Below are 24,890 nucleotides of genomic sequence, written 5' to 3'. Positions count from 1 at the left end.
CCGGGCCGCCCACCGGGCCGCTCAGGCCACCTTGCGGTGCGCGTACTCGGCGATCTCCACCATCGGCGGCCGCTCCTCGGTGTCCACCGAGTAGGTGCGCGGCTCGAACCCGTCCTCGCCCCGTTCGAACTGGGTGAGCGAGGGCCGTACGAGGTGGCCGCGGGCCAGCCGGAGCTGAGCGGTGCGGTAGATCGCCGCGGCCATCCGGCCGAGTGCCTGGCCGTCCTGGTGCCGGTGCCTGCGCACCCCCACGTCCACCTGGGCCAGCGCGTCCAGGCCCACCAGGTGCAGCGCGTCCACCAGCATGCCCAGCTCCACGCCGTAGCCCACCGGGAACGGGAGCTGTTCCAGCAGCGAGCGGCGGGCCGCGTATTCCCCGCCCAGTGGCTGCACGAAGCCGGCGAGCTGCGGCCAGTGCATGTTCAGCAGTGGGCGGGCCATCAGCTCGGTGACCCGGCCGCCCTGTCCGGCGGCGGCCGTGCCGGAGGCGCGCCCGTCGGGCACGGTGAGCGGGCGGTCGTACATCGCCTTGACCAGGTCGACGTCCGGCTCGGTGAGCAGCGGGCCGACGATGCCGAGGACGAAGTCGGAGGAGAACTCCCTCAGGTCTGCGTCGATGAAGCAGACGATGTCCCCGCTCGTCGCCAGCAGCGAGCGCCACAGCACCTCGCCCTTGCCGGGGACGGCCGGTATGCGCGGCAGGACGCTGTCGCGGTGCACCACCCGGGCGCCGGCCGCGGCGGCGACCTCCGAGGTGCGGTCGGTGGAGCCGGAGTCGACGACGACGATCTCGTCGACCAGCGGAGCCTGCCGCATGAGGTCGTGACGGATGACGGCGACGATGTCGCCGACCGTCTCCTCCTCGTTGAGCGCGGGCAGGACGACGGAGACGGACTGCCCGGTGCGCTGCTTGGCGGCCAGGACTCCGTGCAGCGGGCGGTCGGCCACGGACCAGGAGCGGGTGGCCAGCCAGCGCTCGACTTCTTCCAGCACGGTCTGCGGCTCCTCACTGTCGTGATCACACCTGTTGGGGGAGGGTGATGCATCTCGCGGTTCGGACGACTATCTCAACTGTCCCGGCCGTCGGTTACAGTCTTGAACAACGCCGATGACCATCGCATGTCGGGGGTCGCCCGGCGTTCACAACCGAATACCGCTCATCCAGAGGGGCAGAGGGACACGGCCCGATGAAGCCCCGGCAACCCCCCTGAGCCGCACTCGTTTTTTCGCGCGAGGCTCCCGGCCAGGGAAGGTGCCAAATCCGTCTCACGGCGAGATGCGTCGTGAGGAAGATGAGGAGAAAGGGCCTCGCCTCCATGGCTGTGCAGACAGTTGCAAGCACCAGTGATCCCGCCGTCGATCTCGGCCCCGCCGCTGCCCTGAGCTGTCGCGAATGCGGACACCGGGTACCCCTCGGACCGGTCTTCGCGTGCGAGGAGTGTTTCGGCCCGCTGGAGATCGCCTACGACTTCTCCGCCTACGACACCGAAGAGCTGCGCCGGCGCATCGAGGCGGGTCCCGCGAACATCTGGCGCTACGCGCCCCTGCTGCCCGTTCCCGCCGACGTGGACCGGAAGCCGAACCTCAACCCCGGCTGGACCAAGCTCGTCAAGGCCGACAACCTGGCCCACGAGCTGGGCGTCACCGGCGGGCTGTACGTGAAGGACGACTCCGGCAACCCGACGCACTCCTTCAAGGACCGCGTCGTCGCCCAGGCCCTGGAGGCCGCGCGCGCCTTCGGCTTCACCACCCTGTCCTGCTCCTCCACCGGCAACCTCGCCGGTGCCGTCGGCGCCGCCGCCGCCCGGGCCGGCCTGCGCTCCTGCGTGTTCATCCCGCACGACCTGGAGCAGGGCAAGGTCGTCATGGCCGCGATCTACGGCGGCGAACTCGTCGGCATCGAGGGCAACTACGACGACGTGAACCGTTTCTGCTCCGAGCTGATCGGCGACCCGGCCGGCGAGGGCTGGGGCTTCGTCAACGTCAACCTGCGGCCGTACTACGCCGAGGGCTCCAAGACGCTGGCGTACGAGATCTGTGAGCAGCTCGGCTGGCGGCTGCCGGACCAGATCGTGGTCCCGATCGCCTCCGGCTCCCAGCTCACGAAGATCGACAAGGGTCTGCGGGAGCTGATCGAACTCGGTCTGGTCGAGGACCGGCCGTACAAGATCTTCGGTGCCCAGGCCGAGGGCTGCTCGCCGGTGTCGACCGCGTACAAGGCGGGCCACGACGTCGTACGGCCGCAGAAGCCGAACACCATCGCCAAGTCCCTCGCCATCGGCAACCCGGCCGACGGGCCGTACGTCCTGGACATCGCGCGCCGCACCGGCGGAGCGGTGGAGGACGTGACGGACGAGGAGGTCGTGGACGCGATCAAGCTGCTGGCCCGGACCGAGGGCATCTTCGCGGAGACGGCGGGCGGAGTGACCGTCGGCGTCACCCGCAAGCTGCTCAAGGAGGGCGTGCTGGACCCGGCGAAGACCACGGTCGTCCTCAACACCGGCGACGGCCTCAAGACCCTCGACGCGGTGGCCGGCACCGGCCTCACCGCCACCATCCGCCCGAACCTGGACTCCTTCCGAGAGGCTGGCCTCGCATGAGCGTGACCGTTCGCATCCCCACCATCCTGCGCACCTACACCGGCGGGCTGGCCGAGGTCGCCGCCGACGGCGCGAACCTCGCCGAGGTCATCGAGAACCTGGAGAAGAACCACACCGGGATCGCCGCGCGGGTGCTGGACGACCAGGGCAAGCTGCGCCGCTTCGTCAACGTGTACGTCAACGACGACGATGTCCGATTCGAGCAGGGACTGCAGACCGCGACCCCGGACGGCGCCGGTGTCTCCATCATTCCGGCCGTCGCCGGCGGCTGACAGAATGACCGATCATTACCTTCGGTAACGCCGGTTACCGATTGTTCATTGAATGGCCTCCCCCGTGCGAGAAACGGAGGGGGCCATTCTGTGTGATTGAGCGCGGTAGAGTTGGGGAACCCGCTCCCGGACCATGGGTCAGGAGCCCTGGATTCACCGCGATGCACCCGACAAGAAGTAGCCAAACTGTGGGTGCTTTCTGCGGCTTTTGTGCATTTTATGGAGCCCGACTTGCCCTGAATTCGGGCGAATTCACGCTACATTCCGGACCGCCCGCGTCCATATTTCTCGTCCGATTGACCTGTTGCAGACGGCAGTTGGGCAGATACATTCAGCGGCGGTCGACGCGTTCCGGCGCACGCCCCCGGCCAATGGGGGGTGAGGTCTGACCCGGGTCCGCGAAGTGTGGATCTGTGCAAGGGCCAGTAATAGGGGAGTTAGGCATGGCTCAGGGCACCGTCAAGTGGTTCAACGCGGAGAAGGGGTACGGCTTCATCGCGGTCGACGGTGGTGCGGACGTATTCGTCCACTACAGCGCCATTCAGATGGACGGCTACCGCACCCTGGAAGAGGGCCAGCGGGTGGAGTTCGAGATCTCGCAGGGCCAGAAGGGCCCGCAGGCCGACATGGTTCGCCTCAGCGCCTGAACGTTTCTTGCACGAAGGGCCCGCACCTCGCACAGGGTGCGGGCCCTTCGCCGTGCCCGGGCCCCTGTGTTCGCGGGCGGCTGACGGGGCCGCCCGTACCCCGGGAGGCGCTTGCACTCGGGCATGCCGAGTGCTAATCATTGCGTTAGCACTCTGAAGGTGAGAGTGACAACGAGGACCGGGTCGGTGAGGCCCGCAGGCCAAGTGGGGGAAGGAACCACGCGGCCGGCGAGCCGTCCGTCGCGGGCGCGGGCGCGGTCCGAAGGAATCACCCCCAGTCCTGGAGGGACCACTTCACATGGCCAAGATCATCGCGTTCGACGAGGAGGCGCGGCGCGGCCTCGAGCGCGGCATGAACCAGCTCGCGGACGCCGTCAAGGTGACGCTCGGCCCCAAGGGCCGCAACGTCGTCCTCGAGAAGAAGTGGGGCGCCCCCACGATCACCAACGATGGTGTCTCCATCGCCAAGGAGATCGAGCTCGAGGACCCGTACGAGAAGATCGGCGCCGAGCTGGTCAAGGAAGTCGCCAAGAAGACGGACGACGTCGCCGGTGACGGTACGACCACCGCGACCGTGCTCGCCCAGGCCCTGGTCAAGGAAGGCCTGCGCAACGTCGCCGCCGGTGCCAACCCGATGGCCCTGAAGCGCGGTATCGAGAAGGCCGTCGAGGCCGTCTCCGCCGCCCTGCTGGAGCAGGCGAAGGACGTCGAGACCAAGGAGCAGATCGCCTCCACCGCGTCCATCTCCGCCGCCGACACCCAGATCGGCGAGCTGATCGCCGAGGCCATGGACAAGGTCGGCAAGGAAGGCGTCATCACCGTCGAGGAGAGCAACACCTTCGGTCTCGAGCTCGAGCTCACCGAGGGCATGCGCTTCGACAAGGGCTACATCTCCGCCTACTTCGCGACCGACATGGAGCGCATGGAGGCGTCGCTCGAGGACCCGTACATCCTCATCGCCAACTCCAAGATCGCCTCCGTCAAGGACCTGCTCCCGCTGCTGGAGAAGGTCATGCAGTCGGGCAAGCCGCTGCTGATCATCGCCGAGGACGTCGAGGGCGAGGCCCTGTCGACCCTGGTGGTCAACAAGATCCGCGGCACCTTCAAGTCCGTCGCCGTCAAGGCCCCGGGCTTCGGCGACCGCCGCAAGGCCATGCTCGGCGACATCGCCATCCTCACGGGCGGCGAGGTCATCTCCGAGGAGGTCGGCCTCAAGCTGGAGAACGCGACCCTGGACCTCCTGGGCCGCGCCCGCAAGGTCGTCGTCACCAAGGACGAGACCACCATCGTGGACGGTGCCGGCTCCTCGGAGCAGGTGCAGGGCCGCGTGAACCAGATCCGCGCCGAGATCGAGAACAGCGACTCGGACTACGACCGCGAGAAGCTGCAGGAGCGCCTGGCGAAGCTCGCCGGCGGTGTCGCGGTCATCAAGGCCGGTGCCGCCACCGAGGTGGAGCTCAAGGAGCGCAAGCACCGCATCGAGGACGCCGTCCGCAACGCGAAGGCCGCCGTCGAGGAGGGCATCGTCGCCGGTGGTGGCGTGGCCCTGCTGCAGGCCTCCCAGGTGTTCGAGAAGCTGGAACTCGAGGGTGACGAGGCGACCGGCGCCAACGCCGTGAAGCTCGCCCTGGAGGCTCCGCTCAAGCAGATCGCCGTCAACGGTGGTCTCGAGGGTGGCGTCGTCGTGGAGAAGGTCCGCAACCTGACCGTCGGCCACGGCCTGAACGCCGCGACCGGTGAGTACGTCGACATGATCGCCGAGGGCATCATCGACCCGGCGAAGGTGACCCGTTCCGCGCTGCAGAACGCCGCCTCCATCGCCGCGCTGTTCCTCACCACCGAGGCCGTCATCGCCGACAAGCCGGAGAAGGCCGCCGCGGCCGCTCCGGGCGGCATGCCGGGCGGTGACATGGACTTCTGATCCCGCGCGGATCGGCCTGTCCTTTCCGAGGGCGGCATCCCCTGTCATGGCAGGGGATGCCGCCCTCGGGCGTGTCCGGGATCACAGTGGCCCCCGGCCGTGTGTGGAATGCGCGACAGCCCCTGGGAGGTTGCTTAAGGAGCTGCAACAATGCGTGCGCACATACCAATCGGTCTACCGAGTCGTCCCCGAGGAGCCCCCACGTGACCGTCACGCCGCCCCCCGCCTCCCGCGCGGCCCAGATCCTCTCCCGCCCGATCACCCTGGGCGGCCTCACCGTCCCCAACCGCATCGTGATGGCGCCGATGACCCGGATGTTCTCCCCGGGCGGCATCCCCGGCGATGACGTGGTGTCCTACTACGCCCGGCGCGCCGCCGCCGGTGTCGGCCTCATCGTCACCGAGGGCACCTACGTCGGCCACGAGTCGGCCGGCGGCAGCAGCCGCGTGCCCCGGTTCCACGGCGAGGAGCAGCTGGCCGGCTGGGCGAAGGTCGTCGAGGCGGTGCACCAGGCCGGCGGCACCATCGTGCCCCAGCTCTGGCACATCGGCACGGTCCGCAAGCAGGGCCAGAACCCGCACCCGGACGCCCCCTCCCACGGCCCCTCCGGGCTGCGCGTGGACGGCACCGAGGACGCCACCCCCATGACCCAGGACGACATCGACGCCGTCATCGGCGCCTTCGCCCAGGGCGCGGCCGACGCCGAGCGCATCGGCTTCGACGGTGTGGAGCTGCACGGCGCCCACGGCTACCTGCTCGACCAGTTCCTGTGGGAGGGCACCAACCGCCGCACCGACGCCTACGGCGGCGACCCGGTCGCCCGCACCACCTTCGCCGCGCAGATCGTGGCGGCCGTCCGCGCCGCGGTCTCCCCGGACTTCCCGGTCATCTTCCGCTTCTCGCAGTGGAAGCAGGAGGCCTACGACGCCCGCCTCGCCGAGACCCCCGAGGAGCTGGAGGCGATCCTCGCCCCGCTGGCCGCCGCCGGTGTCGACGTCTTCCACGCCTCCACCCGCCGCTACTGGCTCCCCGAGTTCGAGGGCTCCGACCTGAACCTCGCCGGCTGGACGAAGAAGCTCACCGGCAAGCCGGTCATCAGCGTCGGCTCGGTCGGCCTCGACGGCGACTTCATCAACGCGTTCCAGGGCGAGGGCTCCCCGGTCAAGAGCATCGACAACCTGCTGGACCGCCTGGAGGCCGAGGAGTTCGACATGGTCGCCGTCGGCCGCGCCCTGCTCCAGGACCCCGAGTGGGCGGCCAAGGTGCTCGGCGACCGCTTCGACGAGCTGAAGCCGTACGACGCGGCGGCGCTGCAGACCCTCAGCTGAGGTGGGCCGGGGGGGCCTAGAGGTTGCCCATCGGCTCGATGTCGACCTGGACGGGCGTCCCCCACACCCGCAGCACCTCGTAGTCGGTGAACTCGTGCACCAGCCGGTACGCCATCGCCGGCCGGGACCCGCGCCGCTGGGCGGCGAGATACGCCTCGGCCTCCCGCCGGTCCCGCCGGGGCGTCCCGCACAGCTGCCACTCCCGCCCGTTCCACGCCTCCGGCAGCCACCGCTGCTGGGGCTGGGGACGGTCGGCGCGGACGCCGTAGCGCGAGGGCGCGCCGGCGGGCGCCTCCCCGGCCTGGGTCCGGCCCCCGCTCTGGTACTCCGAGCGCCGGGCGGCCCTTCTGCGGGTCTCGCAGAGCAGGCACAGATCGGGCGCGCTCTTGTCGACGGGCCCGTGCGGATGCTCGGGACACCGGGTGCTGGGCGCACCCGCCCCCACGGTCTCGTCCAGCAGGTCGAGGGCGCGCCGCAGATCGGCCTTGACCTCGTGCAGCCGGGCGTCCGGGGTGTCGGCGGAGAGGGCGTCCCCGTGCTCCCCGAGCACCCTGAGGGCACGCCCGAGGGCGGTGAGCTGGGCGTGGTTCATATCGGTCCGCGCAGTCCTTCGGCTTCTCCGGGGCCAGGGTCGATGCCGGCCGGGCCGGCGGTTCGACGGTAGCGCGCCACGGGTGGCTCCGGGACCGCGAAGAGGTCCCGGAGCCCGGGAGTCGGGGTCGCGAGGCCGGGCTCCGGGCGAGCGGTCGACGAGACCGGCCCGCCTCCCCCGCGACGGCCCACCGAGGTGGGCGCAGGCACCGCGGGCTCCGGCACGGCGGGCTCCGGCGCGGGGGAGCGCGTTGCGGACGCGTGGCGCGACCCTCAGTCGGCCGTGACGGATAGTGCGGAACGCAGGTGGCCGCCGGACTCCTCCAGCAGGCGGGCGGCCGTGCGGCCGTCGACGCCGGCGAGGACGATCAGGATCGCGTTCTTCACCTCGCCCCCCGCCTCGGTCAGCGCCCGCTCGATCTCCTCGTCGGGGGCCCCGGTGGCCAGGGACACGATGCGGCGGGAACGGGCCCGCAGCTTGGCGTTGGAGGCGCGGACGTCGACCATCAGGTTCCCGTACGTCTTCCCCAGCCGGATCATCGTGATCGTCGACAGCATGTTGAGCACCAGCTTCTGCGCCGTGCCGGCCTTCAACCGGGTGGAACCGGTGAGCAGTTCGGGCCCCACGACGACTTCGATGCCGTGCTCGGCCGCGGCCGCGAGCGCGCTGTGCTCGTTGCAGGACAGGCCGACCGTCAGGGCGCCGACCGCGCGGGCGTGCTCGACGGCGCCCACGGCGTACGGGGTGCGGCCGGAGGCGGAGATGCCGACCACCGTGTCCTCGGGCCGGATCTTCAGCGCGTCCAGGTCCGCGCGGGCCAGTTCCGCGGAGTCCTCGGCGCCCTCGACCGAGGTGACCATCGCCTCGGGGCCGCCCGCGATCAGGCCGGCGACCTGACCGGGCTCGGTGTTGAAGGTGGGCGGGCACTCGGAGGCGTCGAGGACGCCGAGCCGCCCGGCGGTGCCGGCGCCGGCGTAGACCAGGCGCCCGCCGCGGGCCATGCGCTCGGCCACGGCGTCGATGGCGGCGGCGATATGCGGCAGCCGCGCGGCGACGGCGGCGGGCACGCCCGCGTCCTCGCCGTTCATGAGGCGGGCGATGTCGAGGGTGGGCAGCCGGTCGATCTCCGCGAGTTCCGGCCGGAAGGCTTCGGTGGTGAGGGACTCCAGCTCGTTGCGCAGGTCATGGGAGGTCATGGGGGGTGGCTCTCTCCGATTCGCGTGCTTGCACTCACCTGGGGGTGGAGCGGTGCCGGTGCGCCAGCGCCTCGTAGGACGCGGCCAGCGCGGGCGCCGCACTCTCGTACGTCCGCTGTGCCACCCCGACGAACAGGCAGTCCACCACCAGCAGCTGACTCGTCCGGGAGGACATCGCGGCGGGCCGCAGCTCCGTCTCCCGTGACGTGGACGTCGTCAGCACGTGGTCGGCGTACTGCGTCACCGGCGAGTCGGGCCTGCCGGTGATGGCGACGGTCGTCGCCCCGCGGTCGAACGCGACCCGGAGCGGCTCGATGACGTCGCCGGTGGAACCCGAGTGGGTGATGGCGATCGCCACATCACCCGAACGCAGCTGCACCGCGTTGGTCACGGCGAGATGCGGATCGCTGTGCGCGTGGGCTATGAGCCCTATCCGCAGCAGCTTCTGGGTGAGGTCCTGGGCGACCAGACCGGAGGCACCGATGCCGTACACATCGGTGCGGCGGGCGCCCGCGAGCGCGGCGACGGCCGCGCCGAGCTGCGCGGTGTCCAGTCCCGCGGCGGTGTCGGCGAGGGTCTGCTGCTCCTCGTAGGCGAGCTTGGTCACGACGTCCGCGATGGGGTCGTCCACGGCGATGTCCGTCGTGATCGCGGGCGCGCGGCCCGACTGCTGCTGAGCGGCCAGGCCGGCGAGGGCGAGGCGCAGATCGCGGTAGCCGGGATAGCCGAGCAGGCGGGCGGTGCGCACGACCGTCGCCTCGCTGGTGCCGGTCAGTTCGGCGAGGCCGGTGACCGTGAGGGCGGCGCAGCCGGCCGGGTCGCCCGCGACGGCCTCGGCGACGCGGTGCATGGAACGGGTCATGGAGGGGGCGAGGGTGCGCACCTTCGCGGCGAGGGAGCCGCCCGGACTGCCGAAAATTTCCTTCACGTCCTGGGTCACCAATGAAAGATATTTTCGGTTCCGTCCCGCGGTCAAGAGTGCGCACAATGGGACCATGGAGTCATTCACACCGCTCGAGCAGGCGCTGCACGCGGCCCGCGCGCTGGTCCTGGCCGACCTGGTCGCGGGCCGGGTCGCCGAGGCCGACGTGGTCTCACTGGTGGAGGACTCCGTCGCCGAACGGCGCTGGTGGGTCGAGCAGTGGCCGGACGGCGTGCCCTTCCTGCCCGGGCTGGTCGCGCAGGACGTCCAGGACGCGCTGCTGGAGCGCTACGGCCGCTGGCCGTTGTGCCCGGTGTGCGGCTCGGGCGACCCGCACGCCCTGGACGTGGAGCCGGAACTGGGCGCCGACCCGCACTGGGTGTGCCACAAGGCGGGCGTCCAGGTCGCATCGGTGGGGTCGCTGGGACGGGCCATGGGCGGGACGCCGTCCTCGTGAGGCGCCCGTGACCGTCTACATCGACCCGCCTGCCTGGCCCGGTCACGGCCGCATGTGGTCGCACCTGGTCAGTGACGTCTCCTACGACGAACTGCACGTGTTCGCGGCCGGGTTGGGCGTGCCCCGGCGGGCCTTCGAGCGTGACCACTACGACCTTCCGTCGCACCGGTACACGGACGCGGTGGCCGCCGGGGCGGTGCAGGTCAGCAGCCGCGAGGTGGTGCGGCTGCTGCGTGCCTCCGGACTGCGCCGGCCCAAGGGGCTCGCTCAGCGCCGCAGCTCGTAGGCCAGCTCCGCGCCGCTGCCGTCCTCCTCGCTCACCCGGGTGAAGCCGGCCCGGGCCAGTACGGCCTGGGAGGCGGTGTTCTCCCGCTCGACGGTCGCGAACAGGGAACCGACGTCGTCCCGGGCCAGCGCCCAGTCCGCCAGCGCGCGCACCGCCTCGGTGGCGTAGCCCTGCCCGCGGGCACCCTCCGCAAGGTCGTAGCCGATCTCCACCCGGCCGTCATCGTCCGGCGCGCTGTGGAAGCCGATGCCGCCGACCGCGCGGCCGTCCTCCTTCCGCACGAGGGCGAAGACCCCGAACTCCGGCCGGTGCACGCCGCCTTCGTACGCCTTCACCAGGAAGCCGGCGGCCTCCCGCGTGCCCTCGTAGGGCCCGCCCTCGATCCAGTCCAGGCCGCCGTCGCCGCCCAGCCGGAGGTCCCGTGCGACGGCCGGCCGCAGCCCGACCAGATCGAGCCGCTCGGTGGGGACGACGAGATTGTTGCGCCAGCGCCACTCGGTGACCGGCGCCCGCCCCGGCAGTTCACCCCGGCCGGTCGCCCAGAGCAGGGTCGGCCAGGCCGCGGTGCCGGGCTGCACATGCGGGAAGAGCCAGCCGAGCACGGCCTCGGCGAGACCCTCCTGCGGCGTGTACTCGACGCCGAGTGCCCGGGTGACGTCATGCGTGTGCAGCACCACCTCGGCGACACCCATCGCGGCGAAGCCCTCACGGTCGGCGCTGCGGAACGGGTAGGGGTGGAAGGCGCGGACGTGCGCCGGGGTGGTCCGCACGGCGGCGGCGAGCAGCACACCGGTCGTCCGCACGACCTCCAGCAGCCCGTCGTTGTCGGTGCCCTCGTCGAGCCTGATGTCGAACGGGACATAGGCGTCCCGCGGCCGTCCGGCCAACTGCCCGGCGTAGGCGATCAGATCACTCGCGACGTGCTCCACGGTCTCCCGGCAGCTCCACTCCAGCCCGGCCGCCCGCACCCCCTCCCAGTCCCGCCCCGCCACGGGCCCCAGCACCGCCAGACACCCCTCGACGGCCTTCATCACGTCGTCCCCGTTTATAGGTCGCATGGGGCGAACCCTAGGGGGGTGCTCTGCTGGGGGCGACGGTATTTCCGGATGCTCGGCGAAGCCCCTCAGCCCGACAGCAGTTCCAGTTCGCCCGTGAGGTTGTACCGAGCCGTGCGTTCCCAGTGCTCCTGGCCGTGCGGGGTGTGGAACAGGCGGGGCAGATCCAGGAGTTGGCGCAGGATGGCGGCGCGGCCCTCGCGGAAGGCCTCGTTGGGGATGAAGTGGTACTCCTCGCGGACCTCGGCCGTGTAGTGGGCGTACGCCGAAGGGGACGAGGCGAGGATCGCCAGGTCCGCGTCGCAGAGGACCTGGCCGTCGGGGTCGTCGTCCGCGGGGTCGTGGGTGACGGTGAGGCGGACCAGGCGGGCGACCTCGGCCGTCCTCGGTGCCGGCACCCCCGCCTCGGGCAGCGCGCGTTCCGCCAGTGCCGCGGAGCGTTCCTCGTTCTCGGAGCGGTCGGGCAGGTAGACCGCGTCGTGGAACCAGGCGGCCAGGCGCACCGCGTCCGGGTCGGCCGCGTGCTTCTCGAGCGTGTCGATGTGGTCCAGGACCGCCGTGAGGTGGGTCAGCGTGTGGTAGTGGCGCTGCGGCTCCTGCCAGCGGCCCAGGAGGTTGTCGGCGTACGGGGCGGGATCGGGGCCGCCGCCGGGGCCGCGGGCCCCTTCCAGGGCGCGGGCGAATCGGGCACGCAGGGCGTCGAGGTCGGCCATACCCCCATTGTTCCGTGACGTGCGCCGGCCGGCCCCCTAGCGTGACGTGTATGACGACTCCTGCGGATGTGCAAGACGTACGGGACCCCGAGCTGCCCGGCCGGCTGCTGAGCGCCGAGAGGGACGTGCTGGTACCGCTGTTGCGGGCGCGGACGGACGCGGACTTCGCGTTGCCGACCCTCGCCTGTCCGGGATGGACGGTGCGGGACGTGCTGGCGCACTGTTCCGCCGCGTTGACGCGGGTGGTGGAGAGCCGGTTCGAGAAGGGCGTGTTCTCGCCCGAGTCCAACGACCGGGACATCGCCGAACGCGCCCGGTGGACGAACGCCCAGGTCGTGGACGAGCTGGAGCGCGGGATGACCGAGGCGGGCCCGGTGATCGCCAAGGCCGGCGGGGCGCTGGACGTGCTCGCGCTCGGGGAGTGGGTGCACGCCGGGGACGTACGGGAGGTCCTGGGCGAGCCCGGGGCGTACGCGGGCGCGGGGCTGCCGGACGCGCTGGCGCTGCTGGCCCACGTCACGCGTGAGAAGGAGCACCTGTCGCTGCACGCCGACCTCGACGACCTGGACGAGCCGCTGCGGCTGGGCGCCGTGGCCGGGGACGCCCCGCCCGCCCGGTACATCGGCGACGCGCCCACCCTCGTACGGCTGTACTCCGGGCGGCCGGTGTCCGGCACGGCGTACGAGCTGGCGGGGGCGCGGGAGGGGGAGCTGAACATCTTCGGCTGAAGGGCGTACCCGGATCGGCGTAGTCTTGGATTGGACTAGACCTGTAGCCGTCGATGAACCGCCGACGCATACCGCCGATGAATGGGGTGCCATGAGCAAGCGTGCAGTCCTGGAGGTGATCGCCCTCGACATCGAGGACGCGGTCGCCGCCCAGGCCGGAGGCGCGGACCGCCTGGAACTGGTCACCGAGATGGCGGCCGACGGACTCACCCCGCCGGCCGCCACCGTCGCCGGGATCCGGGCCGCCGTCGACATCGACCTGCGCGTGATGCTGCGGCTGGCGGACGGCTTCGCGGCCGGTGACGTGGACCGGCTGGTCCGGGTCGCGCACGAGATGCGGGACGCGGGCGCCGACCAGTTCGTGCTCGGATTCCTCGACGCGGCGGCCGGGGTGGACCTGGCCGCCGTGGAGCGGCTGGTGTCCGCGCTGGACGGCTGCCGCTGGACCTTCCACCGGGCGATCGACCGCACCGCCGACCGCGACACCCTGCGCCGCCGGATCGCCGGTCTGCCCGGCCTGGACACGTATCTGACGGCCGGAGCCGCGGCCGGCGTGGACGCGGGGCTGCCGACGCTGGTGTCCGAGGCGGCGCTCGGCGGCAAGCCCGGCTACGAGCAGCAGATCATGGTGGGCGGCGGTCTGCGTCTCGACCATGTGCCGCGGCTCCGCGCCGCCGGCATCGAGGCGTTCCACATCGGCGGGGCGGCCCGCCCCGGCGGCTGGCTCGGACCCGTCTCGGCGGCGGCGGTCGAGCAGTGGCGGTCCGTGCTCGACGAGGACGTGGCCCTGGCCCGCTCGGACAGGCCCTAAGAAGCCCGGCCCTTCAGGGGGCGCAGACAGAAGGACGTGCCGTCGTCGCTGTACCGCGCGTAGGCGGCGTAGTCCCCGGACGCGCAGGAGCCGCTCTTCGGGTCGATGACGCGGTACTGGGCGTCCGGTGAGCCGCAGTCCACGGGCTTCAGTTCCTGCGCCGGCCAGGAGGCGTCGTTGCGCGCGCACGAATCGGCCTTCAGGGTCACGCCGGCGCTCCCGGTGCCCGTGCCGTCGTCGCTGCCGCTGTCGCCCGGCCCTGCCACGAGGCCGATGACGACGAGGGCCGTGACGGCGAGGACCAGCAGGCCCAGCACGGCGAGCGGGACGAGGGCGAGGATGCCGGCCGGGCGCCGGAACACCGGCCGGCCCGGGTCCAGCGGTGGCCGCCAACCGGGAGTGACCGGTGCCGGGATCCGCCGGATGCCGGACAGGGCGCCGAGGTTGGCCAGCAGCGTGAACGGCGTGATGAACACCGACAGCGGGCCCCACCAGCCCATGACCAGGGTGTCCGCCTGCATGTCCCGGAAGACGGCCAGCGCGCAGGTGTGGCAGAACACGCCCTGGCGGCGCAGGAACCGCATGATCACCAGCATGCCCTGGTGGCCGCGGACCGTCACCGGCGCCGCGGGAGCCGCCCCGCACATCTGGCACCCCGCCACCGGCCCGCCCGCCGGCCCGGCGCCCGGGTACGGACCGGGCGCCGGGGGGTACGGCCCGGGCGCCGCCGGCTGAGGCTGCGCGTACGGCCCGGGTGCCTGCTGATACGGCCCGGAAGGCTGCCCGTACGGCCCCGGCCCCGGCGCGTACGGCCCCGGCCCCGGCGCGTAGGGCCCCGGTGCCTGCTGGTGGGCGGGGTGCGACGGCGGTGGGGTGCTCAACTGGGCGCCTTCCGGGGGGACGTGACGGAGCGGGACGTCACAGGAGCCTAGTCGGCGAGCTGCCCGGGCAGCGGGGCGGTGTGGGTCACGGTCAGGCCGGACACCGCACGGGTCAGGGCCACGTACAGCCGGCGCAGGCCGGTCCGCTCGTCCGGTTCGCCGTCCACCACCGCCTGCGGTTCGTCGAGGACGACGTAGTCGTACTCCAGGCCCTTGGCGAGCGAGGCCGGTACCAGGGTGAGCCGGGTCTCGCGGGTGGTCTCCTCACCCGGGGCGAGATGGGCGATCCCGGCCGCGGCCAGCGCCTCGGCGAGGACCGGGATGCGGGCGTCCGCGGCGATCAGGCCCGTCGAGCCCTCGTGCCGCAGCAACTCCTCGCAGGCGCTGACCACTTCGGCCGGTTCGGCAACGGTGCGGACCTCGAAGAAGCCCGGGTTCTCCCGGACCGAGGCGACCGGGGTCAGACCCGGAGCGATGTGCGGGAGCAGCCGGGAGGCGTACGTGATGACGTCCGTGGGGACACGGAAACCGGCCGTCAGCTCCTCGATGACCCCCTCACGCTTGCCGAGATGGGCCAGCGCCTCGTCCCAGCTCCGGGTCGCCCACGCAGTGGTGCCCTGCGCCAGGTCGCCGAGGACGGTCGCGCTGCCCGTGGTGCAGCGGCGCCCGACGGCCCGGTACTGCATGGGGGACAGGTCCTGCGCCTCGTCCAGGACGACATGGCCCAGCGAGTGCGTGCGCTGGATCAGGTCGGTCGCCTCGTCGATCAGCACCGCGTCCGCCGCCGACCACTTCGCCGACTTCACGCTGCGCACCGGCTTGGCCCACAGGATCGTCTTCTGCTCGTCCTCGTCGAGGATCCCCTCGGCGTGCTCGGCGAGGAAATCGGCGTCGCTCAGCAGCCGCAGGACGAGCTTCGCCGGCTCCACGGCCGGCCAGGCCGCCTTCACGGCGGCTTTGACCGCGCTGTTGCGGGCGACCGCGTCCTGCACCCGGTCGTCCGGCGCCTCCCCGGCCCGCTCCATCTGCACCAGCACCGCGTGCGCGATCCGCTGCGGCAGGGCCTCGCGTGCGGCGCCGTAGCGGATGTCCCGGTCCAGCAACTCGCGGACCAGCTCCTCCAGTTCGTACGCCGGGACCCGCCAGCGCCGCGAGCCGCGCACCACCATGACCGGCTCGGTGGGCATGCTCACATGGGAGTACAGGGCCCGGCGCAGCACCTCGGCCAGCCGGGCGTCGCCCTTGACCACGGCGGCGGCCGCGTCGTCCGTGCCGCGCACCTCCACCTGCGCGACCAGGTCGTCGACCGTCGCCTGCTGCACGGTCAGCTCGCCGAGCGCCGGCAGGACCTGCTCGATGTAGTGCAGGAAGGACCGGTTCGGTCCGATGACCAGCGTGCCGGTGCGTGCGAGCCGCTCCCGGTGCGCGTAGAGGAGATAGGCGACCCGGTGCAGGCCGACGGCCGTCTTCCCGGTGCCGGGGCCGCCCTGCACGCAGACGGTCCCGCCGAGCCCGCTGCGGACGATCTCGTCCTGCTCGGGCTGGATGGTGGCCACGATGTCGCGCATCGGGCCGACGCGCGGCCGCTCGATCTCCTGCTGGAGCAGTTTGCTGGTGGTGGCCGCCTCGCCCGGGTCGGACAGGTGCTCGTCCTCGTACGCCGTGAGGTCGCCGCCGGTGTAGCCGAAGCGGCGGCGCAGCGCGATGTCCATCGGGGCCTTCTTGGACGCGCGGTAGAACGGCTGCGAGACCGGGGCACGCCAGTCGATGACCATCGGATCACCGTCGGCGTCGTGCACATGCCGCCGCCCGATGTAGAACTGCTCGCCCTCCGCGCCCTCCGCCCGTGCGGCCCCCGGGGCGTGCAGATAGTCGAGCCGGCCGAAGAACAGGGGGGTGCCGCTGAGGTCGGCCAGCGCCTTGATGCGCTCGTCGATCTGGCGGGCGAGCACCGCGGCGTTGACCCAGTTCGCGCTGACGTCGCTGATGTCCAGCGCCTCGACGTCCTCGCGCATGGCGCGCAGGGCCGACCGGGACGAGGCCAGGTGGGAGCGCTCTCGGGCCAGCGGGTCGCCGGGTGAGCCGTCGAATGGGCCGTCGAGCTTTTCGTGGGCGGGCGTGGACAAGGGGGTGCCTCCGGATGGGCCTGCTGCGTGGCTACGACGAATGCCGTCGGTTTCGGGCCGGCGACGGTGCCGTCCGGTTTCCGGCCGGGCGGCGGCACTCCGAGAGGGAGGCGGGCAAGAGCGGAGATTTTAAGTGAGAGTGGGGCGACGGGGCCAATGGATTTTGTCTCCCGCGCATTCTGGGCCGGGCAGGCCCTAGGGGACGGGGTCCGTCCTGTGTAGGGGAGCGCTCCACCCGGAGGGCTATGCGCGCTCCCCGGGAATTGGACCCGGAGACCGATTCCGGACACGCGCTCGAAGTTCCACCATGGAGACATGAGCGCAGCGACCATTTCTCCAGCCCCTGTCCGGCCCCCCTCCGGTGCCACGGCCATGGACGGCCCCCATCACCACCCCCTCGGCAACGCCCTGCGTGCCGTCAAGGTGTTCGTGGAGGCCGCGTTCGGGGTCGTGATCCTCGGCGAGTACGGCGAGGAGGCGGGCGTTCGCCGCAAATGACGACATAGGGTCACCTTCGTGCGGAAACGGACGGTGAAGCCCCTCCTCCCTGCCCTGCCACCTCGTCTCCCCTCGTTGCTGCCCCCGCTCCTCCTGGCGGTCTCCCTCTGCTCCTTCGCCACCCTGTGCCTGCTGCGACACGCCCCGATGGCCGATCTGCTGGTCTACCGGGCCGAGGGTGCCGCCGCCCTCCACGGCGGCGACCTGTACGGCTTGACGGCCACCCCCTGGCGGCTGCCGGCGACCTATCCGCCCTTCGCGGCGGTCCTGCTCATCCCGGCGAGCTGGATTCCGGTACCGGTCCTGAAGGCGGCGTTCCTCGCGGGCAACGCGCTCCTGCTCGCCGGGCTCGTCTCCCTCTCCGCCCGGCTCGCGGCACACCCTCCACCCCCGCCACCACACCGTTCCCCGCCACCACACCGTTCCCCGCCACCACGCCCGCCCCTGCCTCCGCCCGGCCCCCTGACGCCGGCCCCTCCGCACCGGCCGCCCCTGCCCCCGCCCCTCCTGTGCACGGCCACCGCCCTGGCCCTCTGGCTCGAACCGGTCTTCCAGACACTCCTCTTCGGCCAGATCAACCTCGCCGTCACCTGCCTGGTCCTGTGGGACCTGACCCGCCCCCCGGGCGCCCGGGGAAAGGGCCTGGCCCTCGGCCTGGCGACCGGCGTCAAACTCACCCCGGCGATCTTCATCGCCTACCTGCTGCTGAGGGGCCGCACCCGTGAGGCGGCCACGGCGACGGCGGCCTTCGCCGCCACCGTCCTGCTCGGCACCCTGCTGCTCCCCGCCGCGAGCGCCGAGTATTGGACACGGCGGCTGTACGAGACCGGCCGGGTGGGCAAGGTGTGGATCGTGGACAACCAGTCCCTGCAGGGGCTGACCGCCCGCGCGCTGCACGACCCGGCGCCGGGGATCTGCTGGATCCTCACGGCGGCGGCCGTGGGCGTGGCCGGCCTCTACCTGGCGGCCCGTGCCTCGCAGGACCGCCACGGCATCCTGCTGACCGCGTTCACGGCCCTGCTGGTCTCCCCGATCAGCTGGTCCCACCACTGGGTGTGGTGCGTGCCGCTGCTGGCGGTGCTGCTGGCCGACGGCCGCCCGCGGCTCGCGGCCGCGACGGCGGCCGTCTTCACCGCCCGCACGCTCTGGCTGGTCCCCCACCAGGGATACGGCGACCTGCGCCTGCCCTGGTGGCAGCAGCCACTGGCCTCGCCGTACCCACTGCTGACGCTCGCGCTACTGGCGGGCGCGGCGCTCACCGTCGCTCAGCCGGTGCCCTCGGCCAGGATCTCGTCGGCGTCCACGATCCGGTAGGAGTAGCCCTGCTCCGCCAGGAACCGCTGGCGGTGGGCGGCGAAGTCCTGGTCGATGGTGTCGCGGGCGACGACCGAGTAGAAGTGGGCCTGGTGGCCGTCGGCCTTGGGACGCAGGACGCGGCCGAGGCGCTGGGCCTCCTCCTGGCGGGAGCCGAAGGTGCCGGACACCTGGATGGCGACCGTGGCCTCGGGCAGGTCGATGGAGAAGTTGGCGACCTTGGAGACGACCAGCACGCTGATCTCGCCCTCACGGAAGGCGTCGAAGAGCTTCTCGCGCTGGGCGTTGGAGGTCTCGCCCTTGATGACCGGGGCGTCCAGATGCTCGCCCAGCTCGTCGAGCTGGTCGATGTACTGGCCGATGACGAGGATCTGCTGCCCGGCGAACCGGCGCACGATGGCCTCCGTGACCTTCCGCTTGGTCGCGGTGGTGGCGCAGAAGCGGTACTTCTCCTCCGTCTCGGCGGTCGCGTACGCCAGCCGCTCGGAGTCGGTCAGGTTGACGCGGACCTCGACGCAGTCGGCCGGCGCGATGTAGCCCTGCGCCTCGATCTCCTTCCAGGGCGCGTCGAACCGCTTGGGCCCGATGAGCGAGAAGACGTCCGACTCGCGGCCGTCCTCGCGCACCAGGGTCGCGGTGAGCCCCAGCCGCCGCCGCGCCTGGAGATCGGCGGTGAACTTGAAGACGGGGGCGGGCAGCAGGTGCACCTCGTCGTAGACGATGAGTCCCCAGTCCCGGGAGTCGAAGAGCTCCAGGTGCGGGTAGACGCCCTTCCGCCGGGTCGTCAGCACCTGGTAGGTGGCGATGGTGACCGGGCGGATCTCCTTCCTGGTCCCGCTGTACTCACCGATCTCGTCCTCGGTCAGCGAGGTCCGCTTCACCAGCTCGTGCTTCCACTGCCGGGCCGAGACGGTGTTGGTGACCAGGATCAGGGTGGTGGACTTCGCCTGCGCCATCGACCCGGCGCCGACCAGGGTCTTCCCGGCGCCGCAGGGCAGCACGACCACACCGCTGCCGCCGTGCCAGAAGTTCTCCACGGCCTGCTTCTGGTACGGGCGCAGCGCCCAGGTGTCCTCCAGCAGCTCGATCGGGTGCGCCTCGCCGTCCACGTACCCGGCGAGGTCCTCGGCCGGCCAGCCCAGCTTCAGCAGCGTCTGCTTGATCTGCCCGCGCTCGGAGGGGTGCACGATGACGCTGTCCGGGTCGATGCGGGCGCCGACGAGCGGGGCGATCCGCTTGGACTTCAGCACCTCCTCCAGCACCGGCCGGTCGGTGGTGGTGAGCACGAGTCCGTGCGCGGGGTGCTTGGAGAGGGTGAGGCGGCCGTACCGGTCCATCGTCTCGGCGATGTCCACGAGCAGCGCGTGCGGCACCGGGTAGCGGCTGTACTGCACCAGCGCGTCCACGACCTGCTCGGCGTCGTGCCCCGCGGCCCGCGCGTTCCACAGGCCGAGCGGGGTGACCCGGTAGGTGTGGATGTGCTCGGGGGCCCGCTCCAGCTCGGCGAAGGGCGCGATGGCCCGACGGCACTCGTCGGCCCGCTCGTGGTCGACTTCCAGGAGCAGGGTTTTGTCCGACTGGACGATAAGCGGTCCGTTCACCTACGTACTTCCCTTCGGCACGGCCAAACGTCCAGTGTGCCCTACCGGCGGATGATCGCGGCGGGTCGCCTGCAACCCCTGGCGTCCGCCGCGGGTCTTCACGTGCGGGTGCGGCGCGGGGGCGCGGCCCGGTGAGGAGGGCGGGGCTATGACCGTGGGCAGGTGGGGGACCGGTCTGGCGGCCACCGGAGTGCTGGTGGCGACCGGGGTGTGGGCGATGGGACCGGGCACCGACGGCGCTCACGGGCGGGCGGACGTCGACGCGCACCTGTGGAGCGAGGTGCGGCCGGTGATCGAGGCCCGGCTGGTCGCCGATTCCCGGGGCGGCGGATACGGGGAGGCGGTGCCCGGGCTGCGGGCGCGGTGGTTCTGCCGGGCGCAGGCACAGGACCTCGAGGAGCAGGGCGGCCAGGTGCGGGCGGGCGTGAGCACGCTGTGTCTGGAGTACGGGGTGCGGGCGGGCGCGTTGCTGGAGTGCGGCGGCGCCCAGGGCCCCCAGGTGCTGCGGCTGCGGCGGGACGAGGGCGCGCCCGGCGGCTACCGCGTGGTGTCGGCGCAGCGCCCGCCGGACGGCGCTGGATACGGGCAGTGGGTGGACGCCCACTTCGCCCACCAGGCGGACGCGGACACCGGCGACTCCATGCCGTCCGGCGCCCTGCGGGCCGCCGCCCGCGACCACTTCGGCCTGCCCACGAACGCTCCCGTGCGGGGTTGCTGACCGGTCCGCGGGCCGACGCGTGACTCGGCGTCGGTTCCGGTGCGAGCACCGGTTCCGGTGACCCGGTGCCGTCCGGCGTCCCGGAGGCGGCCCCCCCGCGACCACTTCGGCCTGCCCGCGAACGCTCCGGTGCGGGGTTGCCGACCGGTCCACGGCGGACCGACGCGCGGCCCGGTGCGACACCGGTTCCGGTGACCTGGTGGCGCCCGGCGTCCCGCAGACGGCCGCCCGCGACCACTTCGGCTGCCGCTCTGGCCCGCTCGCGGGCCGATGCGACCCGGCGTCGGTTCCGGCGCGGGCACCGGTCCCGGCGGCCCGGTGCCGTCCGGCCTCCCGCAGACGGCCGCCCGCGACCACTCGGCTGCCCCGCTGACCGACCCGTGGACCGACCCGCGACCCGGCGCCGACACCCACTCCGGTGACCCGGTGCCGTCCGGCGTCCCGGAGGCCGCTGCCCGCGACCACTTCGGCCTGCCCACGGGCGGCTTCTTCTCAGGGCTGCCGCGCGGTCTGCCGGCTACTCCTCCAGTTCGGCGACTCCCGTGATGCGGTGCAGCGGGTACGTGCGTACCTCGTCGGCCGTGTGGTCGTACGCCGTGACGAAGCCGCCCTCGACCCGGATCGGGGCGATCACCCGCTGGCTGGCGCTGCCCTCGGCGTTGACGTAGCCGATCCACAGGGCCTCGCCGGTCAGTACGGCGGCCTGCACGGTGGCCAGGGTCTCGGCGGAGCCGGTGCGGGGCAGATCGCCCCGCGCGGGAGCGGCACCGGTGGTCTTGCGCGGCGCGGTGGCGGCGAGGTCGCCCGCCCGGATCGCCCGGATCGCCGCCGAGAGCAGCGTGGCGTCGGGCGGCGGCGGGCCGTCCGGCACCGGCTCGGGCGCGGTGCGCTGCGGGGTGCGGTGGGCATGGGCGCGGGCGATGAGCACGTCGCCCTCGGCTGATTCCGCCGCCGGCGCGTATCCCATCGCGCGCAGCCCCTCCAGCAGCGCGGCCGGGTCCGCCTGGGTGGCGAGGACGGTCGGCGCCAGCCGGCGCAGCCGCAGGGCGGCCGACCGCTTGTCGGCGAGGATCTCGTTCAGCAGCGCGTCGTCGTCGCAGCGCACGTACGCGGAGGCCGCGCCCACCCGCAGATGGCCGTGCCTGCGGGCCACGTCGTCGATGAGGTAGGCCAGCGGCTGCGGGACCGGCGTACGGGAGTGCGCGGTGAGGAAGGCGTGCAGGTCGGCGGCGGTCCGCCCGGCGTCGAGCGCGCGGCGGACCGAGGCCGGGGTGAAGCGGTAGACGGTCGCCCCGCCCTTGGACTCGACGTCCGCGAGGACCCCGAGCGTGTCGGCGAGCGGACGCCGCAGCGGGCCCGGGGCCACCGCCGTCAGGTCGGCCTGGAGCAGCACGTGGTCCAGGGGCTCGGGCAGCAGCGGCGCGAGGAGCCGGGCGGCGGCGCCGGTGGCGACAACCTGCTCGGCCGCGGTCAGCGGCTCGGCCGGGGCGGCCGGGCGGTGGTGGACGGGCAGCTTGTCACCGGGACCGGAGGACTCCGCCCCGGCCGCCGCCTGCTCGGCCGTGGCCGCGCCCAGCATTGCCCGGCCGTGCGCGGACAGCGCGCCGCGCCCGGTGATACCGAGCAGTTCCGCCTCCGCCAGGGTCCAGCGGGCGAGCCGGGAGCGCAGGTCCTCCTCGCCGTCCGGCCGGGGACCGCGCAGCGGCCGCTCCCAGCGCAGCCGGGCCAGGATCGCCTCGGCCGCCGGCGCCGCACCCGCCGGGAGCCCGGCCAGCAGGGCCAGCACCCGGTGCCGTACCTCGGGCGCGGCGGACCGGTCGAGTCCCGGGCCCAGCGCGGACAACGTGCGGTCCTTGGCGTCCCGTCCGCCGATCAGGCCCGGCGTCCGGGTGGCGGTCAGCCAGGTCTGGGCCAGCCGGGCCCAGCGTTCGGCGGGGGGCTGTTCCAGCCACTCGTCGTGGGCGGGCGTGGCCGCGTACCGCTCGTCGGCCTCGCCGTCGGAGGCGAGCAGCCCGGCCGCGTAGGCCAGCTCGATCCAGAACGCGGCGACCGGCTCGGACACGTCGAGGGCGACGGCGGTCCGCTTCAGGTCCCGCACGCTCAGACCGCCGGCCCGCAGCACGGCGGGGCCGCCCTCGTCCCAGTCCTTCAGCAGCTCCTCGACGGTGGCCAGCGCGGTGTACGCCTGCCCGGCCGCGGTGGCGTCCACCACCTGCGCCCCGTGCGTGGCGGCGGGCTCCACGGCGGGCGGCCGCGGCTCGGGCGCGCGGTGGGCGCGGCCCTCGCGCAGGTGCAGCGCCACCTCGCGGGGCAGCACCACGGTGCCGGGCGCGGTCGGCAGCAGCAGGCCGCGGTCCAGCAGCCAGCGCAGATGCGCCGCCGGTTCCGGGGTGACCTGCCCGTACGGCGGCCCCCACACCAGCCGGGACAGCACCTCCCGGGAGGCCTCCGGCGCCTGGGCGAGCAGCTTGGCCATCTTCCGGCGGTCGGCGAACAGGGCGGTCAGCGCGGTGACCGCGGAGACCGAGTCGTGCGTGGAGGGCAGCCCGGCGCAGGCGACGATCTCCTGGATCCGCCCCGGCGACATGCCCGAGGTGGCCTCCTGCACGCTCGGGCCGAGACCGGTGGGGGAGGGGTGCTGCGCGGAGGGCGCGAGCACCTCCTGCGCGGTGCGCACCAGCCGCAGCCGGTCGTCGTCGCCCCACACCAGCGCCTGTTCGCGCAGGACGGCGACGGCGCGGGGCAGCGCGGCGGCCACGGCCGCGTCGCCCGCGTCCCCCGCCATCAGGCCGAGCAGCGTCCCGTGCGACGCCGGGTCCGGGGCCACGGCCAGCGCCTCCGCCGTCTGGAGGGTGAACCGGTCCAGCCGTTCCAGCGCCCGCAGCACCGAGGCGCGGGTGCCGGCGCGGGTGGCGAGCTGGGTGAGGTCGGTGGGGACGGGGGTGATGAGATCGGGGCGGCTGCGCAGCAGCGCGGCCAGCGAGGCGTCGTCCCTCATGCGGAGCGATTCGGCGAGGGAACGGGGGGCTGGGTTGGCCTCGGGGCTCATCTGACCCACGTTAGCGGGTGCCGTGCCGAACGCCGGGTGGGCTGTTCGATGCCGGTCTGCGCTACCTTCCTCAACGGGTTTCATCGGCAAGGGGTTTCATCGGCGTCGCCCCGGAGGGGTTCCGTGGGGATCGAGAGCGATCAGGTCGTCTACGAGTATCTGAGCCGCGTCGGGGACGTCGCTCAGCAACGGCAGCTGCCGTCGTCCACCCGGATGCGGCTGGTGTCGCACCTGCGCGACGAGATCGACCGGCACCGCGCCAGGACGGCGGTGGACAGCCCGGCCGCCGTGCGCCGCATCCTGGACCGGCTCGGCACGCCGGACGAGGTGGTCGAGGCCGCGGGCGGCACCGCGGCGGCCCCGCAGCCGCCCGTCACCGTCGTGCCCGTGCAGCGCGAGCCGGAGCCGGAGGAGCGGCCCAAGGGGCTGCGCCGGGTCGTACCGCGCCCGCGCCCCGCCGAACCGGAGCCGCCCGCCCCGCGCACGGGCGCCTCACCGCCGCACCTGGCCGCCGCGCACGAGCTCGGGGACAGCGCGGCCCGGCCCGACTGGTGGCGGGTGGACGACAGCCCGTTCGGCACCGCGGCCGGTGACTCCGTCCCGGGGTTCGTCGGCGGTGTGGAGATCCCCGACCTGCTCAAACGCCCCCCGAAGGACCCCGAAGGGACGGAACGACCCGCCCTGAAGGAGCCGGAGGAGGCGAAAGAGGCGATCGACGAGGCCCCGGCCCCCGCGCGCCGCCGCCTCCTCCTCCCGCTTCCCCGCCCGGCCGCCGGCTGGACCAACCCGCTCCTGCTGCTGGCCGCCGCCGCACTGGTCGCGGGCGCCGTGCTCGGCAACTGGTTCGCGCTGCTCCTCGGCTGGCTCATCGCCTACGGCTCCCGGCGCCTGACCCCGGCCGAGACGAAGTGGGCGGTACTGGTCCTGCCGGGCTCGGCGGCGGTCGCGGGCCTGGTCTGGCTCTGGGGCAGGAACACCGGCCGCTGGGGCGACCCGATCGCCCAGGGCCACATGAACGACGCCCTCACCCAGACCTGGCCCTGGGTGGTCCGGGGCGCGGCAGTGGCCTCGGCCCTGTACCTGGTCTGGCGCTCCCAGCGCTCCCGCTGAACCAGGAACCACGCACCCACGCCCCATGGAACGCCCCGCACCCGCCGACGGCGAAGGCCCCCGCA

The 24,890-nt window shown here is 73.0% G+C and carries 24 protein-coding genes and 1 riboswitch; of the genes, 14 read left to right on the top strand and 10 right to left on the bottom strand.

The genetic code is table 11. The annotated features are described in order from the left end of the window. Window positions 1–21: 21 nt before the first annotated feature. The gene (locus ABZ478_RS14150) at window positions 22–993 is read right to left on the bottom strand and encodes a glucosyl-3-phosphoglycerate synthase (protein ID WP_359548685.1); all 972 of its coding nucleotides are present in this window, start codon (window positions 991–993) and stop codon (window positions 22–24) included. Between the two features lie 161 nt (window positions 994–1,154). After that, window positions 1,155–1,299, top strand: a riboswitch (SAM riboswitch). A gap of 17 nt (window positions 1,300–1,316) precedes the next feature. On the opposite strand from ABZ478_RS14150, the gene thrC reads away from it, so the two are divergent. From thrC to ABZ478_RS14125, 5 genes are all read left to right on the top strand, one after another. Then, window positions 1,317–2,600, top strand: a complete 1,284-nt coding sequence (thrC, locus tag ABZ478_RS14145; RefSeq protein ID WP_359548684.1) for a threonine synthase — start codon at window positions 1,317–1,319, stop codon at window positions 2,598–2,600. Further along, the gene (locus ABZ478_RS14140) at window positions 2,597–2,872 is read left to right on the top strand and encodes a MoaD/ThiS family protein (protein WP_359548681.1); all 276 of its coding nucleotides are present in this window, start codon (window positions 2,597–2,599) and stop codon (window positions 2,870–2,872) included. Before thrC ends, ABZ478_RS14140 begins: the two co-directional genes overlap by 4 nt. A gap of 443 nt (window positions 2,873–3,315) precedes the next feature. Next, the gene (locus ABZ478_RS14135; RefSeq protein WP_004929928.1) at window positions 3,316–3,519 is read left to right on the top strand and encodes a cold-shock protein; all 204 of its coding nucleotides are present in this window, start codon (window positions 3,316–3,318) and stop codon (window positions 3,517–3,519) included. Between the two features lie 298 nt (window positions 3,520–3,817). After that, entirely contained in the window at window positions 3,818–5,440 is a 1,623-nt protein-coding gene (gene groL / locus ABZ478_RS14130) for a chaperonin GroEL (protein WP_359548679.1), read from the top strand. 203 nt (window positions 5,441–5,643) lie between these two features. Continuing rightward, on the top strand, window positions 5,644–6,768 hold the full coding sequence (locus ABZ478_RS14125; RefSeq protein WP_359548677.1) for an NADH:flavin oxidoreductase: 1,125 nt from the start codon (window positions 5,644–5,646) through the stop codon (window positions 6,766–6,768). Window positions 6,769–6,784: 16 nt separating this feature from the next. Here ABZ478_RS14125 and ABZ478_RS14120 read toward each other — a convergent pair whose 3' ends face one another. From ABZ478_RS14120 to ABZ478_RS14110, 3 genes are all read right to left on the bottom strand, one after another. Then, window positions 6,785–7,360, bottom strand: coding sequence for a hypothetical protein (locus tag ABZ478_RS14120; RefSeq protein ID WP_359548674.1), 576 nt, complete (start codon window positions 7,358–7,360; stop codon window positions 6,785–6,787). A gap of 272 nt (window positions 7,361–7,632) precedes the next feature. Further along, window positions 7,633–8,556 carry an N-acetylmuramic acid 6-phosphate etherase gene (murQ, locus tag ABZ478_RS14115; RefSeq protein ID WP_359548672.1) on the bottom strand — a complete coding sequence of 308 codons (924 nt, stop codon included), beginning with the start codon at window positions 8,554–8,556 and terminating at the stop codon, window positions 7,633–7,635. Window positions 8,557–8,590: 34 nt separating this feature from the next. Continuing rightward, window positions 8,591–9,496 carry a MurR/RpiR family transcriptional regulator gene (locus ABZ478_RS14110; protein ID WP_359548670.1) on the bottom strand — a complete coding sequence of 302 codons (906 nt, stop codon included), beginning with the start codon at window positions 9,494–9,496 and terminating at the stop codon, window positions 8,591–8,593. 55 nt (window positions 9,497–9,551) lie between these two features. Between ABZ478_RS14110 and ABZ478_RS14105 the strand changes: the two genes are divergently transcribed. Next, window positions 9,552–9,935, top strand: coding sequence for a hypothetical protein (locus tag ABZ478_RS14105; protein ID WP_359548669.1), 384 nt, complete (start codon window positions 9,552–9,554; stop codon window positions 9,933–9,935). 7 nt (window positions 9,936–9,942) lie between these two features. Continuing rightward, the gene (locus ABZ478_RS14100) at window positions 9,943–10,221 is read left to right on the top strand and encodes a DUF4031 domain-containing protein (protein ID WP_359548666.1); all 279 of its coding nucleotides are present in this window, start codon (window positions 9,943–9,945) and stop codon (window positions 10,219–10,221) included. Here the strand turns inward: ABZ478_RS14100 and ABZ478_RS14095 are convergent. Together ABZ478_RS14095 and ABZ478_RS14090 are read right to left on the bottom strand one after the other, a co-directional pair. After that, window positions 10,203–11,279 carry a GNAT family N-acetyltransferase gene (locus tag ABZ478_RS14095; protein WP_359548664.1) on the bottom strand — a complete coding sequence of 359 codons (1,077 nt, stop codon included), beginning with the start codon at window positions 11,277–11,279 and terminating at the stop codon, window positions 10,203–10,205. The two genes, ABZ478_RS14100 and ABZ478_RS14095, sit on opposite strands and share 19 nt — an antisense overlap. Before the next feature lie 65 nt (window positions 11,280–11,344). Next, on the bottom strand, window positions 11,345–11,989 hold the full coding sequence (locus ABZ478_RS14090; RefSeq protein WP_359548661.1) for a hypothetical protein: 645 nt from the start codon (window positions 11,987–11,989) through the stop codon (window positions 11,345–11,347). A 50-nt stretch (window positions 11,990–12,039) separates the two neighbouring features. On the opposite strand from ABZ478_RS14090, the gene ABZ478_RS14085 reads away from it, so the two are divergent. Continuing rightward, complete coding sequence (locus tag ABZ478_RS14085) at window positions 12,040–12,717, top strand: maleylpyruvate isomerase family mycothiol-dependent enzyme (RefSeq protein WP_359548658.1); 678 nt, start codon at window positions 12,040–12,042, stop codon at window positions 12,715–12,717. 91 nt (window positions 12,718–12,808) lie between these two features. Further along, complete coding sequence (locus ABZ478_RS14080) at window positions 12,809–13,528, top strand: copper homeostasis protein CutC (protein WP_359548656.1); 720 nt, start codon at window positions 12,809–12,811, stop codon at window positions 13,526–13,528. Here ABZ478_RS14080 and ABZ478_RS14075 read toward each other — a convergent pair. After that, the gene (locus ABZ478_RS14075) at window positions 13,525–14,112 is read right to left on the bottom strand and encodes a hypothetical protein (RefSeq protein ID WP_359548654.1); all 588 of its coding nucleotides are present in this window, start codon (window positions 14,110–14,112) and stop codon (window positions 13,525–13,527) included. The two genes, ABZ478_RS14080 and ABZ478_RS14075, sit on opposite strands and share 4 nt — an antisense overlap. Between ABZ478_RS14075 and ABZ478_RS14070 the strand changes: the two genes are divergently transcribed. After that, on the top strand, window positions 14,111–14,263 hold the full coding sequence (locus ABZ478_RS14070; RefSeq protein ID WP_359548652.1) for a hypothetical protein: 153 nt from the start codon (window positions 14,111–14,113) through the stop codon (window positions 14,261–14,263). The two genes, ABZ478_RS14075 and ABZ478_RS14070, sit on opposite strands and share 2 nt — an antisense overlap. Window positions 14,264–14,456: 193 nt before the next feature. Here ABZ478_RS14070 and ABZ478_RS14065 read toward each other — a convergent pair whose 3' ends face one another. Beyond that, window positions 14,457–16,535: a UvrD-helicase domain-containing protein gene (locus ABZ478_RS14065; protein ID WP_359548650.1), complete on the bottom strand. Its 2,079-nt coding sequence runs from the start codon at window positions 16,533–16,535 to the stop codon at window positions 14,457–14,459. A gap of 315 nt (window positions 16,536–16,850) precedes the next feature. On the opposite strand from ABZ478_RS14065, the gene ABZ478_RS14060 reads away from it, so the two are divergent. Beyond that, a complete protein-coding gene (locus tag ABZ478_RS14060) occupies window positions 16,851–17,033 on the top strand; it encodes a hypothetical protein (RefSeq protein ID WP_359548648.1) in 183 nt (60 codons plus the stop codon). A gap of 54 nt (window positions 17,034–17,087) precedes the next feature. After that, window positions 17,088–18,347 carry a glycosyltransferase 87 family protein gene (locus tag ABZ478_RS14055; RefSeq protein WP_359548986.1) on the top strand — a complete coding sequence of 420 codons (1,260 nt, stop codon included), beginning with the start codon at window positions 17,088–17,090 and terminating at the stop codon, window positions 18,345–18,347. Here the strand turns inward: ABZ478_RS14055 and ABZ478_RS14050 are convergent. Next, entirely contained in the window at window positions 18,299–19,948 is a 1,650-nt protein-coding gene (locus ABZ478_RS14050; protein ID WP_359548646.1) for a DNA repair helicase XPB, read from the bottom strand. The two genes, ABZ478_RS14055 and ABZ478_RS14050, sit on opposite strands and share 49 nt — an antisense overlap. Window positions 19,949–20,096: 148 nt before the next feature. On the opposite strand from ABZ478_RS14050, the gene ABZ478_RS14045 reads away from it, so the two are divergent. Then, the gene (locus ABZ478_RS14045; RefSeq protein ID WP_359548644.1) at window positions 20,097–20,666 is read left to right on the top strand and encodes a hypothetical protein; all 570 of its coding nucleotides are present in this window, start codon (window positions 20,097–20,099) and stop codon (window positions 20,664–20,666) included. 517 nt (window positions 20,667–21,183) lie between these two features. Here ABZ478_RS14045 and ABZ478_RS14040 read toward each other — a convergent pair. Next, entirely contained in the window at window positions 21,184–23,715 is a 2,532-nt protein-coding gene (locus ABZ478_RS14040; RefSeq protein ID WP_359548641.1) for a helicase C-terminal domain-containing protein, read from the bottom strand. 123 nt (window positions 23,716–23,838) lie between these two features. On the opposite strand from ABZ478_RS14040, the gene ABZ478_RS14035 reads away from it, so the two are divergent. Continuing rightward, complete coding sequence (locus ABZ478_RS14035) at window positions 23,839–24,825, top strand: hypothetical protein (protein WP_359548638.1); 987 nt, start codon at window positions 23,839–23,841, stop codon at window positions 24,823–24,825. Window positions 24,826–24,890 lie beyond the last annotated feature (65 nt).

It is taken from the genome of Streptomyces sp. NPDC005706, from assembly GCF_040631045.1.
In the GTDB taxonomy this organism is placed as follows: domain Bacteria; phylum Actinomycetota; class Actinomycetes; order Streptomycetales; family Streptomycetaceae; genus Streptomyces.
This window is presented reverse-complemented; position numbering and strand designations above follow the sequence as displayed.

Excerpts from the sequence above, each read along its gene's own strand:
- thrC (WP_359548684.1), top strand. The coding sequence starts at position 1,317 with ATGGCTGTGCAGACAGTTGCAAGCACCAGTGATCCCGCCGTCGATCTC.
- ABZ478_RS14140 (WP_359548681.1), top strand. The coding sequence starts at position 2,597 with ATGAGCGTGACCGTTCGCATCCCCACCATCCTGCGCACCTACACCGGC.
- ABZ478_RS14135 (WP_004929928.1), top strand. The coding sequence starts at position 3,316 with ATGGCTCAGGGCACCGTCAAGTGGTTCAACGCGGAGAAGGGGTACGGC.
- groL (WP_359548679.1), top strand. The coding sequence starts at position 3,818 with ATGGCCAAGATCATCGCGTTCGACGAGGAGGCGCGGCGCGGCCTCGAG.
- ABZ478_RS14120 (WP_359548674.1), bottom strand. The coding sequence starts at position 7,360 with ATGAACCACGCCCAGCTCACCGCCCTCGGGCGTGCCCTCAGGGTGCTC.
- murQ (WP_359548672.1), bottom strand. The coding sequence starts at position 8,556 with ATGACCTCCCATGACCTGCGCAACGAGCTGGAGTCCCTCACCACCGAA.
- ABZ478_RS14105 (WP_359548669.1), top strand. The coding sequence starts at position 9,552 with ATGGAGTCATTCACACCGCTCGAGCAGGCGCTGCACGCGGCCCGCGCG.
- ABZ478_RS14095 (WP_359548664.1), bottom strand. The coding sequence starts at position 11,279 with ATGCGACCTATAAACGGGGACGACGTGATGAAGGCCGTCGAGGGGTGT.
- ABZ478_RS14090 (WP_359548661.1), bottom strand. The coding sequence starts at position 11,989 with ATGGCCGACCTCGACGCCCTGCGTGCCCGATTCGCCCGCGCCCTGGAA.
- ABZ478_RS14085 (WP_359548658.1), top strand. The coding sequence starts at position 12,040 with ATGACGACTCCTGCGGATGTGCAAGACGTACGGGACCCCGAGCTGCCC.
- ABZ478_RS14080 (WP_359548656.1), top strand. The coding sequence starts at position 12,809 with ATGAGCAAGCGTGCAGTCCTGGAGGTGATCGCCCTCGACATCGAGGAC.
- ABZ478_RS14070 (WP_359548652.1), top strand. The coding sequence starts at position 14,111 with ATGATCACCAGCATGCCCTGGTGGCCGCGGACCGTCACCGGCGCCGCG.
- ABZ478_RS14075 (WP_359548654.1), bottom strand. The coding sequence starts at position 14,112 with ATGCGGTTCCTGCGCCGCCAGGGCGTGTTCTGCCACACCTGCGCGCTG.
- ABZ478_RS14060 (WP_359548648.1), top strand. The coding sequence starts at position 16,851 with ATGAGCGCAGCGACCATTTCTCCAGCCCCTGTCCGGCCCCCCTCCGGT.
- ABZ478_RS14045 (WP_359548644.1), top strand. The coding sequence starts at position 20,097 with ATGACCGTGGGCAGGTGGGGGACCGGTCTGGCGGCCACCGGAGTGCTG.
- ABZ478_RS14040 (WP_359548641.1), bottom strand. The coding sequence starts at position 23,715 with ATGAGCCCCGAGGCCAACCCAGCCCCCCGTTCCCTCGCCGAATCGCTC.